The 18,369-nt window shown below is 74.0% G+C and carries 19 protein-coding genes; 11 read left to right on the top strand and 8 right to left on the bottom strand.

All coding sequences use genetic code 11. From position 1 onward, the window contains the following. Positions 1-35: 35 nt before the first annotated feature. Positions 36-590: a pyridoxamine 5'-phosphate oxidase family protein gene (locus AC5R91_RS09275; protein ID WP_495396743.1), complete on the bottom strand. Its 555-nt coding sequence runs from the start codon at positions 588-590 to the stop codon at positions 36-38. A 33-nt stretch (positions 591-623) separates the two neighbouring features. On the opposite strand from AC5R91_RS09275, the gene AC5R91_RS09270 reads away from it, so the two are divergent. The 3 genes from AC5R91_RS09270 (at position 624) to AC5R91_RS09260 (ending at position 3,722) form a co-directional block, all read left to right on the top strand. Further along, on the top strand, positions 624-1,883 hold the full coding sequence (locus tag AC5R91_RS09270; protein WP_495396742.1) for a helix-turn-helix transcriptional regulator: 1,260 nt from the start codon (positions 624-626) through the stop codon (positions 1,881-1,883). Further along, entirely contained in the window at positions 1,880-2,365 is a 486-nt protein-coding gene (locus AC5R91_RS09265) for a DUF456 domain-containing protein (RefSeq protein WP_495397925.1), read from the top strand. The genes AC5R91_RS09270 and AC5R91_RS09265 overlap by 4 nt, the downstream gene beginning before the upstream one ends. Positions 2,366-2,552: 187 nt before the next feature. Beyond that, positions 2,553-3,722, top strand: coding sequence for an arginine deiminase family protein (locus AC5R91_RS09260; RefSeq protein ID WP_495396741.1), 1,170 nt, complete (start codon positions 2,553-2,555; stop codon positions 3,720-3,722). Here the strand turns inward: AC5R91_RS09260 and AC5R91_RS09255 are convergent. Continuing rightward, positions 3,691-3,954 (bottom strand): hypothetical protein, encoded by a 264-nt coding sequence (locus AC5R91_RS09255; RefSeq protein ID WP_495396740.1) that lies wholly within the window; start codon positions 3,952-3,954, stop codon positions 3,691-3,693. The genes AC5R91_RS09260 and AC5R91_RS09255 overlap by 32 nt on opposite strands. Before the next feature lie 149 nt (positions 3,955-4,103). Between AC5R91_RS09255 and AC5R91_RS09250 the strand changes: the two genes are divergently transcribed. Then, positions 4,104-4,757: a hypothetical protein gene (locus AC5R91_RS09250; RefSeq protein ID WP_495396739.1), complete on the top strand. Its 654-nt coding sequence runs from the start codon at positions 4,104-4,106 to the stop codon at positions 4,755-4,757. A gap of 110 nt (positions 4,758-4,867) precedes the next feature. Here the strand turns inward: AC5R91_RS09250 and AC5R91_RS09245 are convergent, their stop codons facing one another. Next, positions 4,868-6,646: an FUSC family protein gene (locus AC5R91_RS09245; protein WP_495396738.1), complete on the bottom strand. Its 1,779-nt coding sequence runs from the start codon at positions 6,644-6,646 to the stop codon at positions 4,868-4,870. A 99-nt stretch (positions 6,647-6,745) separates the two neighbouring features. On the opposite strand from AC5R91_RS09245, the gene AC5R91_RS09240 reads away from it, so the two are divergent. Both AC5R91_RS09240 and AC5R91_RS09235 read left to right on the top strand, forming a co-directional pair. Continuing rightward, positions 6,746-7,234 (top strand): MarR family winged helix-turn-helix transcriptional regulator, encoded by a 489-nt coding sequence (locus AC5R91_RS09240; RefSeq protein ID WP_495396737.1) that lies wholly within the window; start codon positions 6,746-6,748, stop codon positions 7,232-7,234. 89 nt (positions 7,235-7,323) lie between these two features. After that, on the top strand, positions 7,324-8,640 hold the full coding sequence (locus AC5R91_RS09235) for an alpha-amylase family glycosyl hydrolase (protein WP_495396736.1): 1,317 nt from the start codon (positions 7,324-7,326) through the stop codon (positions 8,638-8,640). A gap of 55 nt (positions 8,641-8,695) precedes the next feature. Here the strand turns inward: AC5R91_RS09235 and purU are convergent, their stop codons facing one another. The 3 genes from purU to AC5R91_RS09220 all read right to left on the bottom strand — a co-directional run bounded on the left by purU (position 8,696) and on the right by AC5R91_RS09220 (position 11,552). Next, positions 8,696-9,640, bottom strand: a complete 945-nt coding sequence (gene purU / locus AC5R91_RS09230) for a formyltetrahydrofolate deformylase (protein WP_495396735.1) — start codon at positions 9,638-9,640, stop codon at positions 8,696-8,698. Positions 9,641-9,867: 227 nt separating this feature from the next. Beyond that, entirely contained in the window at positions 9,868-10,635 is a 768-nt protein-coding gene (locus AC5R91_RS09225; protein ID WP_495396734.1) for a 4'-phosphopantetheinyl transferase family protein, read from the bottom strand. Between the two features lie 5 nt (positions 10,636-10,640). Further along, entirely contained in the window at positions 10,641-11,552 is a 912-nt protein-coding gene (locus AC5R91_RS09220; protein WP_495396733.1) for a metallophosphoesterase family protein, read from the bottom strand. A 350-nt stretch (positions 11,553-11,902) separates the two neighbouring features. On the opposite strand from AC5R91_RS09220, the gene AC5R91_RS09215 reads away from it, so the two are divergent. Beyond that, positions 11,903-12,277, top strand: coding sequence for a YkvA family protein (locus AC5R91_RS09215; RefSeq protein ID WP_495396732.1), 375 nt, complete (start codon positions 11,903-11,905; stop codon positions 12,275-12,277). A gap of 44 nt (positions 12,278-12,321) precedes the next feature. On the opposite strand, the gene AC5R91_RS09210 is transcribed toward AC5R91_RS09215, so the two are convergent. After that, on the bottom strand, positions 12,322-12,420 hold the full coding sequence (locus AC5R91_RS09210; protein ID WP_495396731.1) for a hypothetical protein: 99 nt from the start codon (positions 12,418-12,420) through the stop codon (positions 12,322-12,324). Positions 12,421-12,680: 260 nt separating this feature from the next. Between AC5R91_RS09210 and AC5R91_RS09205 the strand changes: the two genes are divergently transcribed. Then, complete coding sequence (locus AC5R91_RS09205; RefSeq protein ID WP_495396730.1) at positions 12,681-13,289, top strand: DsbA family protein; 609 nt, start codon at positions 12,681-12,683, stop codon at positions 13,287-13,289. 114 nt (positions 13,290-13,403) lie between these two features. Here the strand turns inward: AC5R91_RS09205 and AC5R91_RS09200 are convergent, their stop codons facing one another. Beyond that, positions 13,404-13,979, bottom strand: coding sequence for a TerD family protein (locus AC5R91_RS09200; protein ID WP_495396729.1), 576 nt, complete (start codon positions 13,977-13,979; stop codon positions 13,404-13,406). Between the two features lie 365 nt (positions 13,980-14,344). On the opposite strand from AC5R91_RS09200, the gene AC5R91_RS09195 reads away from it, so the two are divergent. The 3 genes from AC5R91_RS09195 to AC5R91_RS09185 all read left to right on the top strand — a co-directional run bounded on the left by AC5R91_RS09195 (position 14,345) and on the right by AC5R91_RS09185 (position 18,347). Next, on the top strand, positions 14,345-14,563 hold the full coding sequence (locus tag AC5R91_RS09195; protein ID WP_495396728.1) for a hypothetical protein: 219 nt from the start codon (positions 14,345-14,347) through the stop codon (positions 14,561-14,563). Between the two features lie 233 nt (positions 14,564-14,796). Further along, positions 14,797-16,266, top strand: coding sequence for a TIR domain-containing protein (locus AC5R91_RS09190; protein ID WP_495396727.1), 1,470 nt, complete (start codon positions 14,797-14,799; stop codon positions 16,264-16,266). Further along, positions 16,263-18,347 carry a TIR domain-containing protein gene (locus tag AC5R91_RS09185; protein WP_495396726.1) on the top strand — a complete coding sequence of 695 codons (2,085 nt, stop codon included), beginning with the start codon at positions 16,263-16,265 and terminating at the stop codon, positions 18,345-18,347. The genes AC5R91_RS09190 and AC5R91_RS09185 overlap by 4 nt, the downstream gene beginning before the upstream one ends. Positions 18,348-18,369: the final 22 nt, after the last annotated feature.

Here is an 18,369-nt window from a genome sequence, read left to right as displayed (position 1 = left end):
CCTCCCGCTCGCGACAAGTCCGGAGTCAGCGCAGGTCACGGGTTTGCCGTGGCCCAGGTTTCGTGGATGGTGGCGGAGTTGTTGCCGCGGCGCTGGCGGCGCACCGCGCGATAGCCGGGGCGCCAGCTTGTCAGGACGATCTCCTCGGCCGGCTCGTCGACGGTGGTGCGGACGATCTCGGTGAGGTCGACGCGGAACAGGTCGAACGGCTCGGGGGGCTGCACCTGCTCGGCGAAGCGGGCCAGGGTCGCCGGATCGTCGACCCAGCGGGCGAGGCCCGCGATCCGGACGTCGCCGCCGGCCATGTCGGTGCCCGGTCCGGGGTTGGCGGACAGCGCGAAGCGGGGGTCGCGGCGCAGGTCGCGGGACTTGCGGGCGGCGGGCATGCTGCCGAGCCACAGCTCGCCGGACCGGAACGTGACCTCGATGCCGCTGGTACGCGGGGAGCCGTCGGCGCGGATCGTGGCCAGGACATGGTGGCGGAACGCCTCGAACCGGGTGCGGACGGTGTCGGCGAGGATGGGGTAGGCGGTCTCGAAGTCGCGCCAGGATGTCGTCACCCGGCCATCCTGCGACGTGAACCCTGCCATCTTCCGTCATGGTTTTCGGCCTAGCATCGCGAGATGCGATCGAGCCGGCTGACCGCGATGCTGCTGCACCTGCAGGCCGTGCGGCGGGCGACGGCGGCGCAGCTGGCCGCCGAGCTGGAGGTGTCCGTCCGCACGGTGCACCGTGACATCGCGGCGTTGCAGGACGCCGGCGTGCCGCTGTGGACCGAGCCGGGGCGGGCCGGCGGGGTGCGGCTGATGGACGGCTGGCGGACCAGCCTCGACGGGCTCACCGGCGACGAGGCGGCGGCGCTGCTGCTGATCGGCGCCGGGCCCGAGGTGCTCGGCGGGCTGGGGCTTGCCGGGATCGCCGCGGCCGCGCGCACGAAGGTCCTGGCCACGCTGCCGCCGCGGCCCCGCGTCCAGGCGGGGCAGGTCCGCCAGCGGTTCCTGCTCGACGCGCCGGGATGGTTCCATCGCGAGGAGGCCGTGCCGCACCTGGCCACGCTCGCCGAGGCGGTGTGGGGCGGGCGCCGCGTCGATCTGCGCTACGCCCGCGCCGGCGACGATCCGGCGGGTGCGGCGGGTGCGGCGGGTGCGGCGGGTGCGGCGGGCGAGGAGGCGGGTCGGGGGGTGGCGCGGCGGGTCGATCCGCTCGGGCTGGTCTGCAAGGCGGGCACCTGGTACCTGGCGGCCCGTCACCGGGGCGACATCCGCAGCTACCGAGTCGGGCGGATCTCCCAGGCCAGCCTGCGGGCGGAGACGTTCGACCGGCCGGACGGCTTCGACCTCGCCGCCTGGTGGCGCGCGGGCAGCGACGAGTTCGCCCGTTCCCTGCTGCGCTCGACCTGCCGGCTGCGGCTGTCCCCCGCGGCGGTACGCGGCCTGCGGCACGCCGTCGACCCGTTCGCCGCCCGTGCGGCCCTCGCCGGCGCCTCGCCGCCGGACGGCGACGGCTGGCGGGTGGTGGAGCTGGCCACCGAGGGTCCGGATGTCGCGCTGTCCCAGTTGCTGGCGCTTGGTGACGGGGTCGAGGTGCTGGCGCCAGAGGAGCTGCGGGCCGCCCTCGCCGAGACCGGGCGGCGCATCGCCGCACGCAACGCCCCGGCGACGGATGGAGACGCACCGCGACCGGCGGGAGGAACGGGGGGCGGCGGGGAGGTCGGCGGCGGCCATCGAGGTGAGGGCGGGGATCAAGGCGGGGCGGGGATCAAGGTGGAGAATCGAGGTGAAGGTGACGAGAACTGCGTGGTCGCTCGTTTGTCAGGCGGGCCCGGGGAGGTCCCGCGACCGGTACCTTCTCGGAAAGGCGGTTCGAGGGAGGTCGCGCCATAAGTACCGGTGAGCTGCTCGCCGTCGCCCTGGTGATGGCCGTGGGCCTGGTCGGAATCGTCCTCCCGGTGCTGCCCGGCCTGGTCCTCGTCTGGGGCGCGGGGCTGTGGTGGGTGATCGCGGACGGCGGCGGGGTGGGCCGCTGGATCGTGCTGGCTCTGATGACGGCCCTGTTCGTGATCGGCGCGTTGACGAAGTACGTGCTGCCCGCGCGGGCCACCGCCGGGCGGGGGGTGCCCTGGCAGAGCCTGGTCCTCGGCGTGGTCTGCGCGATCGTCGGCTTCTTCGTCGTGCCGGTTCTCGGGCTGCTGATCGGCGGGGTCTTCGGCATCTACGTGGCGGAGCTGATCCGCCTCGGCGACTACCGCACCGCGGGCGGCACCACCTGGGCGGCGATCGTCGCGTTCGGCATCGGCGTGCTCGTCGAACTCGTCGCGGGCGTCGCCATGGCGGCCGTCTGGGCCGTCGGCGAACTCGTCCTCTGACCCGCCGGCCGGCGCTACCCTGACCTTATTCTCCGTGTATCCCGTAGAAGGAAATTCCGCTTTCTTGGTGGCGGGTCGGACAGGCGTTTGATCGGTCGGCTCGCTGGGCGACGTGACGAGCTGGCGGGCACCGGCCTTCCGGTCGTCGGCGGCCTTGCATAATGCCGAAATGAAATGTGGCGGCGCGGTGAGCGGGCCGATGGTGCTCATCCAGAATCCGACCGTCGTACAGCCCGTGGAGACGTCGGTGTTCCGGTCGGGGCGGCCCGCCTACGATCCGGTTCGGGCCGCGGCGGAGTCGGCCGCCGTGCGGGCGGCGCTCCTCGACCTCGGGGTCGAGCCGCGCGCGCCGTCGGAGATCCTCGCCGCCCTGCCCCGCGAGGTCCTGTTCGAACTGGCCGCCCGCGCCGTCAGCGCCGACGACGACGTCCGGCTGTCCGCGGCCCGCGACGTGATGCGCGACTGGTCCGTCCCGGCGCTCGCCCCGGTCGTGCTGCGCCAGCCCCGGCTGCTGCTCGACCCAGCCGCCGGCGGCGGCGTGATCGGTCCCGACCAGCCGGACGAGAGCTACGCCCTGCGCCCCCTCGCCGGCCTGATGTTTCCCCGCGACCACTACCTCGACCTCGGCGGGGCGATCGCCGTCGGCCGGCTGCGCCGCCGCGACCGGGCGCGGGAGACGGTCGTGATGGCGGCGGTCCTGCGCGGCCTGCGGGGACGCTCGGCGGAGGTGCGGGTGCCCGAGCCACTGTTCCTGGCCGGCGGCGACCTCGTCACCTGCGACGGTGTCGCCGTCCTCGGCACCGGCGCGCGGACCAGCCCGGCGGCGTGGGGGCTGCTGCGCCCGTACCTGCTCGCCGCGTTCGGTCGGGTCGTGCGGGTCCGCGACGAGCTGCTCCGCCCGGGTGAGCCGCATCTGGACCACTGGCTGGGGCTCGGCCCCGGGATCGCGCTCGTCGCCGCGGACCGGCTGCACGCGCCGGCCGTCGTCGAAAGTCACGGCGCGGCCAGCCGGGAGACGACCCTCGTCGACGCGCTGCGCAGCATCGAGCTGGCCGTCTGCCCGCTGGCCCCGGAGATGGTCGCCGCGTTCGCCGCGGGGGTGTTCTTCCTGCCCGGCCCGCGGTCCGGGGCCTGGGTGACGGGCGGCGACGAACCGGCGGCGCTGGTGTCGACGGCCAGCGCGCCGTGGACCGAGCCCGTGCTGTCCCGGTTCGGCGTGCACACCGTCGCCGTCCCGTTCGACGAGCATCACAAGCAGCTCGGCAGCCTGCACCGAGCAATCAACACCGTCCCCGGAACGGTCGGGGAGGATCTCGGCCGGGCGATCAGCCGATGGCCCTCGGACGCCGTCGGGTGAACCGGCGCGACAGCCGGCCGAGCAGCCGACCGCGCCGCGCTTCGGTCGGCTCGCCGGCGACGCCCGGTTCATGATCGGCGGGTGTCGGGGGTGCCGCGCTCCCGTCGGCGGCCGCCCGGGCCTGGAGCCGGGCGCGGATCTCGTCGGGGGAGTAGGAGCCGCGCTGGCGTTGGTCGCGGGCGACCAGGACGCCGGTCGCGGCCACCCCCGCGAGCCCGGCGACGCCGAGCACCTTCCCCCACCGGGCGAGATGCAGCCCGCCGGCCTGACGCTCCCCACCGGCCTGAGGCGTCCTGCCGGGCCGACGCGTCCTTCCAGGCTGGCGCGTCGTTCCAGGCTGATGCATCCCGTCAGGCTACGGCGTGCCGGCCCGGATGGGGCATGCTTACCGGCATGCCCGATGCGCGGATCGGCCTGACCGACGCCCTGGAGCTGGCCCGCACCGGTGACCTGTGGCTGTTCCGTGGTCGCACGGCGGCGGACCGGGCCATCCAGACGACGACGAACAGCCCGGTCAACCACGTCGGCATGGCGATCGTGCTCGACGATCTCCCCCCGCTGCTGTGGCACGCGGAGCTCGGCAAGGCGCTGCCCGACGTCTGGGCTGGCACACACCACCGCGGGGTGCAGCTCCACGACCTGCGGGCGGCGGTGGAGGTCTGGGCCCGCCGTTACGGCCAGCGGGCCTGGCTGCGGCAGCTCTCGCCGGCGGTCGGCGCCGGACGGGAGGACGCCGCGCTGCGCACGGTCGCCCGCCTCGACGGCACCCCGTTCCCGTCCACCGCCCAGCTCGCGACGCGCTGGCTGCGTGGACGGTTCCCGCGCCCGCGCCGCGCGGTGTCCCCGCAGGCACTGCAGACCGCCTACTGCGCCGAGGTCGTCGCCGTCACCTACGAGGCGATGGGCCTGCTCCCGCCCGGCCGGGCGCCGAACTGGTACGACCCCGGGCGGTTCTGGAGCGGGGACGCGCTGGAGCTGCGCGCCGGCTTCACCCTCGGCGGTGAGATCGCGGTGGACCTCACCGCCGGCACCTGATCAATGGCGCGGTTCCGCGGAACCGCGGAAACCATGATCGCGGGTGCCGGGTGCCGGGTGCCGGGTGCCGGGTGCCGGGTGCCGGGAGGACGCCTTCGGTGGCGCGTGACTCAGCGGCGGGCCGCGGCGGCAGCGGCGCGGCCCAGGGCGCGACGGGTCTCGACGACGGTGGTGCGGGCTCGAGCGATGTCACGGCGCGCGACGGGGCCAGGTGGGGCGCCGCGGGCGTCGAGTTCACGGGTCAGCGCGCGCAGGGCCGGTAGGCAGGCGAGCAGGGCCGCGACGGCGTCGTACCGGTGCGGCCGGATGGCCTGGCCGGGTCGGCGGTGTCGGCGTGGTCGGCGGGTCAACGCCCGGTGCGCCCGTAGCGGCGGGGCGACCAGGGCGAGCTGGTCGAAGGCGGCCTCCAGTCGGTCGTGCGCTGCACCGAGCGCGGCGCGCATGATCTCGGGTGACGTCCTGCTCGGGCCTGGCCCGGCAGTGGCCGGCGGCTGCGCGGCCAGCGTCGAAGTGGGTGCGCCAAGTGGAGCCGGTCCGCGTGGGCGGGGCACGTGGGCGCGGCCCGTCTGGCAGACGACCAGGTAGTCCGTCAGGGCGGCGAGCAGGTCGGCGATCCGTCGGCGCAGGACGTCGCCCGTGTGTACCGGCAGGACGAACCAGGCTGCGGCCAGACCGATCGCCGCGCCCAGCACCACCGCGGCCAGCCTTTCCCGCAGCAGCCCCGTTCCGGCCTGCCCGTAGTACCCGTAGAGCAGGGCGAGCACGCCGGTGACGCAGGCCGTCCAGTAGGCGTACGACGCCGACCGCAGCCACACCCCGAGCGCGAGCAGGACGAAGACGAGCACGATCGACACGTCGTCGCCGGCGGGGAAGCGGCCCGCGACGACGGTGGCCGCCGCCGTCCCCACCGCCGCGCCGGCTAGCCGCTGCGCGCAGCGGTAGGCGACGTCGCCCCGGCCGCGGTTGCCGCTGTGGACCAGGTAGGCGGTGAGGACGAGCCAGGACCGGTGCTCGCCGAACACATGGCGCCCCGCGGCGAAGGCCGCCCCGAGAGCCACCGCAAGCTGGATCGCCATCCGAGTGCTCGCCGGAAGTCGCCGCCTGCGCCCTCGCTGGAGCTTGGTGACTGTTGCGCTGCCGCGGACGGTCAACAACCTCCAGCGATGGAGCGTGGCCCCGGGTCCCGCAGTCGGCGTGGTCATGGAGGAGGTGGGTGGCGTGACCCGCTGGGCCGCTCCCGGCGCTGCGGTCGGCCGATCCCGCCGGAGCGACGGAGGGGGCGACCGGTGGAGCTGGCGGGGCGGACCTGGTGCGAACAGCCGGGCCTCGGCGTGCCGACCGATCGTCACCCAGCCGATCGCGATCAGCGCGATCGTGAGGAGGTCGAGCCGCGACGTCGGCTCTTCGTCGGGCGGAACCGGGGTGACGAGCAGCGCGATGAACGGCAGCGTGGCCAGGGTGCCGGCCCGGGTGCCCACCGGCCCGAACCGCCGTGCCCAGACAGCGCCGCTGACCGCCGCGGTGAACAGGACCTCGCCCACGGTCCGATGCCGCCGGGAGAGGTCGGCGACCTCGCTCGCGAGCAGCGTCACCGACGGTGTCACGAGTAGCGGCAGCAGCCGCATGGCCCGCGGGCCGTCCTGCCCGCCCCGCCCGACCCGCCCGACCCGCCCGACCCGCCCGACCCGGCTGAGCGTCAGCGCGAGGACCACGCCGAGTACGGAGATGCCGGCGGACGCGCCGGTCAGTCCGCGCAGCGCCAGCGAGGTGCCGAACGTGGCCAGCACGGCGCCCATCGTCACCGCCGCCGCCCGCAGTTCGGCGCGTCGATCAGCGGGCGGCGATCCCGGGGCGCGAGCCGCCTGGCCACGTTCGAAGATAGTCGTCACAGCGAACTAATCTCCGCCTCCCGGCAGCGCAATTTGCGTAGTGACCGCATTCTATGCGCGCTCACGAGCCGGTTGATAGTAAGTGATAGCGTGTTAACTGTGCGAGCAGGACAGGCGGAGAGCGCAGCGGTGATCCGGCGGGCGGTGACGCGGCTGGGTCGCCGGCTGCGGGCCGAGCGGCCGGCCGGTGCGCTCAACGGGACCAAGCTGAGCGTGCTCGGCCACCTCTACCGGCTTGGCCCGAGCACTCCGGGTGCGATCGCCGCGGCCGAGCGGCACCAGCCGCAGTCGCTGTCGCGCACCTTCGCCGAGCTGCAGGCCGCCGGGCTGATCAGCCGGCGCCCCGGGGAACGCGACCGGCGGGCCGCGGTGTTGACGATCACGCCGGCCGGGCGGGAGGCGCTCGTCCGCGACATGGCGGACCGCGACGCCTGGCTCGCGCAGGCCCTGGACATCTTCACGCAGGCCGAGGTGGACCTGCTGCGGATCGCCGCCGGCCTGCTCGAATCGCTGGCGGATCGCCCGGTGGGCCTGCGCGGCCTCGCGGGCGGCACCGATCCGGGCGCCGTCCTGGAGCAGCCGGCGTGACCACCCACCGGCAACCGCCTCCGCCTGCCTCGTCACCGTCGTCACCGTCGTCACCGTCGTCCGCGTCGCCGACCGGCGAGCCGGACTGGGTGCGTCACGCGATCTGGTGGCACGTCTATCCGCTCGGATTCGCCGGCGCCGACACCACCGGAGCCGACCGGCGGCCCACCCGCGGGCTCGCCCGGATCGCCGACTGGCTCGACTACGCGGTGCGGCTCGGGGCGTCCGGCCTCGCCCTGGGACCGATCTTCGCATCGGCGACCCACGGGTACGACACGGTCGACCACTTCCGGATCGACCCGCGCCTCGGCGACGACGCCGACTTCGACGATCTCGTCACCCGCGCCCACCGGCGGGGGCTGCGGATCCTCCTCGACGGGGTGTTCAACCACGTCGGCCGGGAGCATCCCGCCTTCGCCGCCTCGCCCGACGGCGGGGACGCGCCGCCGCGCCCGGACTGGTTTGTCCCGACGGGCGCGACCGGGCCGAGTGGACGGCCCGAGTACGCCACCTTCGAGGGCCACGATGGCCTCGTCACGCTGCGGCACGCGAACCCGGCCGTCGCCGACCACGTCACCGAGATCATGGCCCACTGGCTCGACCGTGGCGCCGACGGCTGGCGGCTCGACGCCGCCTACGCGGTCCCCGCCGACTTCTGGGCGAAGGTCCTGCCGCGGGTGCGTCGCGCCCACCCGGACGCCTACCTGGTCGGCGAGATCATCCACGGCGACTACCCGGACATCGTCCGCCGCACCGGCCTGGACGCGGTCACCCAGTACGAGCTGTGGAAGGCGATCTGGAGCTCGCTGAACGACGCCAACCTGTTCGAACTGGCCTGGGCACTGGGTCGGCACGACGATTTCCTCGACAGTTTCGTCCCGTTCACCTTCGTCGGCAACCACGACGTCACCCGGCTCGCCAGCCGGCTGCGCGAACCGCGCCACCTGGCCCACGCACTCGTCGTGTTGTGCACCGTCGGCGGCACCCCGAGCGTCTACTACGGCGACGAGCAGGCGTTCGTCGGCGTCAAGGAGGACCGCGTCGGCGGCGACGACGCCGTTCGCCCCGCGTTCCCGGCCGGCGCGGACGAGCTGGCCCCCTACGGCTGGCCGATCTACCGGCTGCACCAGGACCTCATCGGCCTGCGGCGGCGGCACCCCTGGCTGCACACCGCCCGCACCCACCCGCTGCACCTGACCAACGAGCAGTTCGTCTACGAGGTGAGCGCCGAGGGGCAGCGCCTGCTCGTCGCGCTCAACCTGGCCGGCGACCCGGCCGACTGCCCCGCGCCCGGCGCCGCGCAGCTTCTCGCCGGCCCGGCGGATCTGGTCCACCCCGGCTCCGAACAGGCCCTCGCCCGCCTACCCCCCTTCGGCTGGGCCGTCCTCGCCCCCGCCGACCACTGACGGTCAGCCGCCGCGGGCTGCGGCCACGGACCGGGCGGGTGCGGAACGGACGGGATCAGGAGAACACGACCGTGCGGCGGCCGTTGATGAGGACGCGGTGCTCGACATGCCAGGTCACAGCGCGAGCGAGCGCGCGGCACTCGACATCGCGGCCCAGCGCCGCGAGGCGGTCGGGACCGTCGGCGTGATCGACCCGGATGACGTCCTGCTCGATGATCGGGCCGTCGTCGAGCTCGGCGGTCACGTAGTGCGCGGTCGCGCCGATCAGCTTCACCCCGCGGGCGTGTGCCTGGTGGTAGGGCCGGGCGCCGGAGAAGCTCGGCAGGAACGAGTGGTGGATGTTGATCGCCCGGCCGGCGAGCAGCGCGCACAGCTCAGGGGAGAGGATCTGCATGTAGCGGGCGAGGACCACCAGGTCGATCCGCTCCCGCTCGATGATCTCCCGAATCCCCTGTTCCTGCCGGTCGCGAGTGGTCGGGTCGACCGGCAGGTGATGGAACGGGATGGCGTAGGAGGCGGCGAGGTCGGCGAAGTCGGGATGGTTCGACGCGACGGCGGGGATGTCGACGTCGAGCAGCCCCGACCTGTGCCGGTAGAGCAGATCGTTGAGACAGTGTCCGAACCGGCTCACCAGGATCAGCATGCGGGGGCGGACCGCCAGGTCATGGATCTGCCAGTCCATCGCGAACGGGCGGGCGACGGGGGCGAAGCCGGCCCGCAGCGCGTCCAGGGCGAGGCCCGGTTCCTCGGCGACGACGTGCACCCGCATGAAGAACCGCCCCGAGTCGGTGTCGCCGAACTGGGCGGCATCGGCGATGTTGCCACCGGCGCCGGCGAGGTAGGCGGAGACCGCGGCGACGATCCCGAGCCGGTCGGGGCAGGACAGCGTCAGGACGAACTCGCCGGCCGCCGTCCGGGCGGCGGGGCCGGTCGGTGGCCCGGGGGAGCGGCCGGGATCGGCGGGGTGCGGCGTCGCGCCGCGGTCTTCAGGGATGGGCACATCCCTTCCTACCTCGGGGCGACCGGCCACACCCGGCGCGGCGCACCGGCCCTCGCGCACCTGGTCGGAAGCCAGGGCGGGCAGCACGGGCCGGGCGCCCTACCGCGGCTTGCGGCCCTGCACGCCCCTCGTGCGCGGTCGCCGGCCGGCGGGGAAGGCACCGGGGCCGGTCCGTACCGCGGGGCGTCGTCGGCCGGCCGAGAGCGGGCGGCGCCCGCGATGGTGCCTCATCGCGCGTCCGGCCTGGGCGGCACCGGTTCGCCGTCGAGGTGCGGGACGGTGATGGCGGTGAGTAGCAGGCCGCGGTCGGCGAGCCAGTGGCCGTCGAAGCCGGTGAGTTCGCCGCCGTCGAGCGTCGGCCCGGTCACCAGCAGCTTCGCGGTGAACGTGCCGCGGGCCGGGGCGGCGGTCACCGCCCTGGCGAGCGCCGTGCCGCCGGCGACTGCTGTGCCCGTCGTGACTGCTGTGCCCGGGTCGATGGTGAGGGCGGCGTCCTCGAAGCCGAGCCAGCGCCGGGCCAGCGGGAACCACGCCTTGTACACCGACTCCTTGGCGCTGAACAGCAGCCGGTCCCAGTGCACGGTGGGCCGGGTCCGGGTGAGGGTGGCGAGCCAGCCTTCCTCGGCCGGGACGGTGATCTGCGCCGTGACGCCCTGAGGGTTCGGTTCGTTCGGTTCGGCGTCGATGCCGATCGTGCGCAGCCGCTCGGTCGACGCCACCGCCGCCGCCCGGTAGCCGGCGCAGTGGGTGATGCTGCCGACCACCCCGTCCGGCCAGCGGGGGGCGCCACGATCGCCCGGCAGGATCGGCGACGGCGGCAGGCCGAGGCCGGTCAGCGCCTGGTGCGCGCAGATCCGGGCGGTGGTGAACTCCCTGCGGCGCTTGTCGACGGCGCGGGCGAGCAGCGCGGCCTCCTCGGGGAACAGCACCGCGTTCGGGTCGTCCTCGAACGCCTCGACGGCGACGGCCGCGTCCGGCAGCAGGCTGGCCAGCATCGCGGTCAGCTCCGCGCCGTCGACGTCGACGGGTTGGGACTCGGCGACGCCACTCGCCCCTGCTCCCCGGCGGCCGGGGCCCCGACGGGCTCCGGCGGGTAGGGCAGGATCTGGCGGGGGCCGGCGAAGGGTCGGCCGTAGGCCTCCCACGCGACGCGTTCCCGCGGGTACCCCATCGAGACCTCCTCGAAGCGGACGCCGTCGTACCAGGTCGTGCGGGGGATGTGCAGGTGGCCGTAGACGACCGCCGCCGGGCGGAAACGCCGGTGCCAGTCGGCGGTGGCGGTCGTCCCGCACCACAGCGCGAACGTCGGGTAGCGCAGGATGTCCGTGGGTTCCCGGACGAGCGGCCAGTGGTTGACGAGCACCGTCGGCACGGCCGGATCGAGGGCGGCCAGCCGCTCGGCGGTGTAGGCGACCCTGGCCCGGGACCAGGCGTCGATGGTGGGATGCGGATCGGGGTGCAGCAGCCACTCGTCGGTGCACACCACCCCGGTCTCCCGGGCCAGGGCGAGGGCCTGCTCCTTCGTCGCCGTGCCCGCCGGGCGGAAGCTGTAGTCGTACAGGGCGAACAGCGGCGCGACGACCACCGGGCCGCCCTCGCCCGTCCACACCGGGAACGGATCCTCCGGGGTGACCACGCCGAGGCCGCGGGCGATCCCGACCAGGTGGCGGTACCGCTCCTCGCCGCGCAGCCGGAGCGGGTCGTGCTTCGGCGTCCACAGCTCATGGTTGCCGGGCACCCAGATCACCTTGGCGAAACGCTGGGTGAACAGTTGCCAGACCGCCTCGATCTCGCCGGCGACCTCGGCCACGTCACCGGCCAGAATCAGCCAGTCCTCCGGCGAACCGGGCTCGATACCCTCGACAATCAGCCGGTTCTCCGAATAGCCGACATGAATATCACTGACGGCCATCAGCCGACCGGGCGGCACAGGTGAATCCACAGGGGACACGTTGAAAAGCCTACCGGCGCGAGCCGGCATGTGTCCGTCCGACGGTCGAACCTCGGGGGCGTCACCCGCCCGACAACGCGGCGTCGATTCCACGGCTCTCCGCCGCCGCCCGCACCGACAACAGCGCGACGACGGGGTGTCGGCGGCGTCGCGGCCGTGGTGGCGGGCGGCGGGTGGCGGGCCGGACCGGCACCGGCACCGGCGGGCGGCGTGGATGTTCGTAACGGCCGGACATCGGGCATGCCGTCAGGGATCATCGCCCCGGGCCGCCGATCGGTCGCCGCGGGGACCGACCTGGAGTGGAGTGGATGATGGGTGACAGCTTCGGCACGGCGCTGCTCGTCGTCCTCGGCGTGCTCGTGGCCCTCGGCCTCGCACTGGCAGTGGCCGCCCTGGTCATCGTCCGCCGGTATGACCTACCGCTGCGCGGCACCGTGGCGACGCTGGCCAGCCTTGCCTACGTCGTCTCGCCGGTCGACGCGGTCCCCGAGATCCCGCTCGGGCCGATCGGGCTGGTCGACGATCTCATGGTGATCATCGCTGCGGTCGTGTACGTCCGCGGCCTGATCGCCGCCCGTCGCGACGCCAGTCCGGCCGGGCTCGACCACCCCGGCCGCGCGCCCCGCGACCTGCCACGCCAGCCGTCGCCGAGGCTGCCCCGCGGACGCCAGGGCAACCGCCGCTGACGGCCCCGCGCCCGTCTCGCCGAGCCGCCCGGGCCGAACCGCCGCTAACCGACGTTCCACAGCCGTACGGTGCGGTCCTCGCTGCCGGTGGCGAGGATGGTTGCGGTGAGAGCCAGCGTGGTGACGGTACCGGTGTGGCCCATCAGAGGCCGGCCGAGCTCGCTCGACCGAGGTCACCGATCCGGCGGCCGTCAGTTCCAGGCTGATCACGTGGGGTGGCGTGGCGGTCGCCGCGAAGCCGCCGAACAGCCCCCGCAGTGCCACTTCGACCCCTGGCATGAGCGAAACGTAACTGATTCGTCCCGTACGGCGCCGGAGATCGATGATGAGACCTGGATGTGTGCTCGCCAGCCGGTCGCACCCGGCGCGGAACATCGTGGGGTGCGTTGCTGTTCCCCGGGTTATGACCTCCGCCACGTTCGCGATCACCTGGGATTACCGCTGCCCGTTCGCGCGCAACGCGCACGAACACGTGCTCACCGGTCTCGCGGCCGGTGCCGACTGGAATGTCAGTTTCATCCCCTTCTCGCTGGGGCAGGCGCATGTCGAGGACGGCCAGCCCGGCGTGTGGGAGAAGCCCGAGCAGGATTCCGGCATTCTCGCCCTGCAGGCCGGCGTCGTGATCCGGGATGAATATCCCGACCTGTTCCCGGCGGCTCATCGCGCGTTGTTCGCGGCGCGCCACGACGAGGGCCGTCATCTCGAGGACCGCGCGGTGATCCGGGAGACGCTCACCGCGGTCGGGCTGCCCGCGGACGAGGTGCTCGCCCGGGTCGACGACGGCGGGCTGGCCCGGGTCCAGGCCGAGCACGAGCGCTACGTCGCCTCCCACTCCGTCTGGGGTGTGCCCACCTTCATCGCCGACGACCAGGCGGTCTTCGTGCGGTTGATGAACCGGGCTCCGCTCGGTGCCGAGGCGGCGCCGTCCATCCGGGCGGTGGAGCGCGTCGTCGACCAGCTCACCGGCTGGCCGGAGCTCAACGAGTTCAAGCACACCTCCATCCCCCGTTGAGCGCATCCCCAGGCTGAGCCCACCTCCGAGCCGGCGCCGGTGCTGGGGCCGGTGCCCGGCCGTGCCGGGACGGTCGGGTCGCCCGCGGGGCGTCTCGGCCGGCCGGCTACGGGTTCAGACGTCGAGACCGTACCCGCGTGCGATCTCCGCCAGGCCGGCGACGCCACCCTCACCGAGCGCGCGGAAATGCCAGCCGCCGCCGTCGCGGTGCAGTTCGCCGAACAGCATCGAGGTGTCCCGTGCGGCGGTGTTCGACAGGTCGTAGCGCACCAGCTCGTCGCCGGTGTCGGCGTTGACGACCCGGATGTACGCGCCATGCACGTCACCGAAACTCTGGTGCCGGTAGTCGGCGTTGTGGATGCTCACCGGAAACACGACTCGGATGATCGCGCCGGACAACAGGTCGAGCCGCACGTCGATCTGCTCGTCGTCGCCCGCACCCTCACCGGTGAGGTTGTCCCCGCGGTGCACGATCTCCCCGCGCGGGCTGCTCAGATTGTTGTAGTAGACGAAATAGCTCAGGCTGGGCGCCCGGTCGTTCTCCTGCAGGGCGATCGCACTCGCGTCGAGGTCGAATTCCTCCGCTCCTGGACGGTTGGGATCCCAGCCGAGGCCGACCGTGATGTGTGTGAGGGTTTCGGTCGCTTCGGCAAGAGCGACGCTGCCGCCCTTGGCGAGATCAATGCCCACTGTTCTCCGTTTCCGCGGCTTTCGCCGATCGCACCGGCCGCACCGGCCGGCGGCCCGATCCACGTGATCAGCCAAGCACAGACGGACGCCGCCGGGGAGCGCATCTCCGAGACTTCGCCGTCGGCGGGGGGACGGCCGCCCGCGCCCGCGTGCCGACCGCGGTCGACCGGGCCGGTGGGGCGACAACAGTGTGGACGGTCGGTCACCGCATGGTGGACGCCGGCCTCTCCGCGCGGCGCTCCGGGCGCCGTCGCTCACCCTCCGGCTGCTGTCGGTTTCACTGTGCGTCGGACGGTTGCCGCCCGGCACCTGCGGGCCCGGCGTCGCGGGCGCGGCGAGGCCCGGATTGGCTAACGTCGGCAGGTGTGGATCACCTACCACTGCTCGTCGGCTCCGGCGACATCGCCCGCGCCCTGGGCCTCACCCGTCAGGCCATCGATCATCGACTGCGGGTCGATCCGGCCGCACCGAGCCCCGCCGCGGTCGTCAACCGCACCCCGACCTGGGGTGGTACTCGGATCTGGTGGCGGGAGGAGATCGACCGATGGCTGCGCCTCGAACCCGAACACTGGGAAGTGCACTGAGGGAAAGAACCCTCGTCGCCGGTTGACGGGGAGCAGAGAAGGCGCGATGGCGGGCTCGGGGCAGTGGGGGGTACGCGGAGCGGCACCACCCGGGTGATGGTGTGTTGAGGCGTCATTGATACTTCCGTGTCGCGGGCATCGCCATCCGGGCGGTCGGCTGATAGCGTTTGGCGACACCGTCCGTCGGATGGCGGTGGGCCCGGGGGCGCGGTGATGGTAATCGAGTGTGCGCGATGAAGAGCTACTTCTTCGTCTCCTATGCCGCCAAAGAGGACCGTCGCTGGGTCCAGCGCTTTCACGCCGATCTGGAGTATGAGCTGGGCCTGCTCGTCGGCACCGCCGTCGGCGGAATCCTCGATACCAGGCCGCGGGCCGGCATGGACGCGGACCTCGCCCTCGCGGCGGGAGCCGGCCGTATCCGCTCGATGGTCGCGCTCTGCTCCGACCCGTTTTTCAAGGACGGTTGGTGCGGGCGCGAATGGGAGGTCTTCGGCGCCCGCGTCGAGAACTTCAGCAAGGCCGGCGCGACCAGGCTGGAGGACGGTTTCCTGCGGGTGTTGTGGCGGCCGACCCACGACCCGGTGCCGCCGGCGGCGCGCCCCGCCCTCGCCGACGCGAGGGTCGGGCTGCCCGAGGTCTACGGTCAGCACGGCTTGCTGTGGCTCATGCGCAACATGCGGCGCGGGCCCAGCGGCTACTACGCGTTCGTCCGGCTGTTCGCGGCGCGGGTCATCGCCGCCCAGCAGATCGATCTCGACCCCCTGCCCGAGCTCGCGATCCGCGCAGCCGGCCCCGCCTTCGGCTCCCACGGCCTCGACGGCACCGGGCATGCACCGATCGACGCTTCCACGGAACTCGACGGCCGGCCGCCGGCCGGCGGGGTGGTCCGGCGGCAGGGGCTGGGGTCACCCGCTTCGGCCGCCGGCCGCCCCGTCGGCTCCCGCGCCGCCTCGAGCCCCGGTGTCCCGGCGGGCGACGATGATCGGGCGGCCTCGGATCCGCCCGTTTCCGATCCACCCGCTTCGGATTCGCCCGATGCGGATTCGCCCGCTTCGGATCGCAGCCGTGGGGCTCGAGGGGGCGCCGCGGGGGAGGGCGCCGCGGGGGCTGGCGTCGAGCGCGGCGGCGGGGATCGGGGCGCCGGCGCTCGGCGCGGTGGGGGCCGGAGCGGAGCGGACGATGGCGGGGGAGCCGTCCGGTCACGAGCCGGGTCGGTCCCGGCGGGCGACCGTGGGGGCCGCGGGGCCGGGGCGTTCGTGACGGCGCCGGTGGATACTCCGGCGGTCCCGCGGCGGGTCGCCGTCAGCTACGTCGGGGCCGACCAGCAGTGGGCCGACTGGCTCGAACAGCTTCTTCGCCGCGGCTGCCACGAGGTCCGGCAGGTGCGGTGGGCGCAGAACCGCGGCGAGCGGCTCGCCGAGACCGTGGAGCGCATCGCCTCGTGGGGCCCGGAGGTCACGGTCGTGTTGTTGTCGCGGCACTACCGTGCGCCTCGGCCCGAGCACCCCGGCACCACCGAGACCGAGGCCTGGGAGCGCCTCGGTCTGGAGGGTCCGCTGGCCTGCCGCGTCGTGCGCATCACGATCGACCCCCAGCCGTTGCCCGAGCCGCTGCGTACCCTCCGGACACTGGACCTCAGCGGTCTGGAACCGGCGGTGGTCAACGAGCTCCTGATGGAGGTGCGGGCCGGGGGTGGCTGGTGAGCCCCGTGCCCGCCTTCGGCCGCCCGGGCCGCCTGCCCGGGCAGTCCCCGCCCGTGTGGCGCAGCCGCCGGGAGAACGAGCTGTTCGCCGGCCGGGACGACGAGCTGGAGCGCGTCTGGGACGGCCTGTGCCGGCACGGCCATCTCGTCCTCGTCCCCGAGGAGGACCTGTCCGACATCGGGAAGACGGAGCTCGCCGGGGAGTACCAGCACCGTTACAAGCTGCGCTACGACGTCGCCTGGTGGGTGAACTGCGCCCGGGGCGCCGACATCGCCGCCCAGCTCGACGAGCTCGCCGACCAGGCCCGCGCGCGGCTGGCCGACTGTGCCGCGGACGCCGCGCCGGTGCCCGGCGAGGGCTGGCTGCTCGTCTTCGCGGGGGTGGGCAGTCCCGAGGAGGCCGAGCCGTACCTGCCCGGCCGCGGCGCGCACTGCCTCATCGTCGCCGACCGGACGGTGGACTCCTGGCGGGAACGGACGGTGGCCATCGGGCCGCTGCGTCGACGCGAGTCGGTCATGCTGCTCACCAGCGCCGCGCCCATGGTCGATCCGGCCACCGCCGCCCGGCTCGGCGAGCTGCTCGGCCACCGGCCCGGGCTGCTGGCCGAGCTCGCCGGCTACCTGATCCGGGAGACGGCGGTGACTCCGGAGCTCTGCCAGCGTCTGCTCGAGATGGCGGCGCCCCGGCCGACCCCGCCCGCCGCCGAGCCACCGCCCAGGTCCAGCGGCGCCGAGCGGGCCGTCGCGGGAGAGCCGGCCGTCGCGGGAGAGCCGGTGGACCCTGACGGCGCCGTCAGCGGCTCCGATGGCGCCGGTTCCGCGGAACCCCGTCGCGGTCGCCACGGACGCGGCGTCTTCGACAGCCCCGACGCCTCGGGCTCCCCCGACGCCGCCGACAGCCGCCGTGCCGCGGGCGGCCCCGGTGCCGCTCATGGCTCCGATGCCACAGGTCGCCTGGGTGCCGCGGGTCGTCTGGGTGCCACGGACGGTTCCGGTGCCGCGGACAGCATCCGAGCAGCCCACGGCGACGGTCCTGGCCACGGCGGCGGTCCCGGCCACGGCGGCGACCCTGCCCACGCGCAGGCAGCGGCCGCCCGGGAGGTCGATGCGCTGGTGGCGGCGCTGATGGAGGTCGAGTACATCGCCGAACCCGCCGGGTTCGAGCACTGGCTGGACGAGCTGACCCGCCTGCTTGGGCGCGCCGTCGCGCTGACCTCGCCGTGGCTTGCCGTCCGGCTGACGACCCTGGTCACCGAGGCCGTCCGCGAGCCGGGTCGCGGGATGCTCGACGCGCTCGTCCAGTCGCTGGAACTGGTTGCTCCCCGGGACGACCGGGCGGTCTCCGTCGTCCGCCGGCTCGTCGCCGAGCTGGCCGCCCGGCGTGCCGGCGGGCCCGAGCCGTCCGCCGATCCGGGGGTGCGGGCACCCGCCTATCAGTTCGTCTCCTGGCCGCTGGGCGACGGTGTCGCGCCGTCCGCGCCGCCGCCGCCCCGCGGGCCGGCCGGCGCGGCCGCCTACTACTTCTTCACCAGCCATGCCCACCGCCATGACCGGGACCGAGTCGTCGCCTTCCACCGGGAACTCGAGGCGGAACTGCGGCGCAAGGTCCGCCGGCGGGTCGAGCCGGCGGGATTCCTCGACGCCGAACGGATGGGCGGCGGGGAACACTGGCCCACCGCGCTGCGCGACGCCGTGCGGACCGCGCCGGTGCTGGTCGCCCTGTGGTGCGACGACTACTTCGAGAGTGACTGGTGCGGCCGGGAGTTCGGGGTGTTTCAGGAACGGATTCGCCGGGCGACCGGGCCGGGGGGAAAACCTCCGGCGGGCATCATTCCGGTGCCCTGGCTGGTGCGAGAGGCGGACGTGCCCGAGGCCGCGCGGGAGCTGCACATCGCGCGGATCGATCTTGGTCGGAAATACGACAACATGCCTGTCCTGGACCTGATGCGACACCCCGGAGCGTTCGCGGAGTATGTGAGTCTGTTGGCCTACCGGGTCATGGACGTCGCTCGCGACGAACTACCGCCGCTGGCGGCCGACGCGACCGACCTCGTGCGTTCCCCGTTCCACCCCGAGTCGTGATGTACCGCACAGGATCGGTTGC

It is taken from the genome of Frankia sp. BMG5.60 (assembly GCF_059428125.1).
Note: the sequence above shows the minus strand (reverse complement) of the source record. Positions and strands in the feature narration are given on the sequence as shown.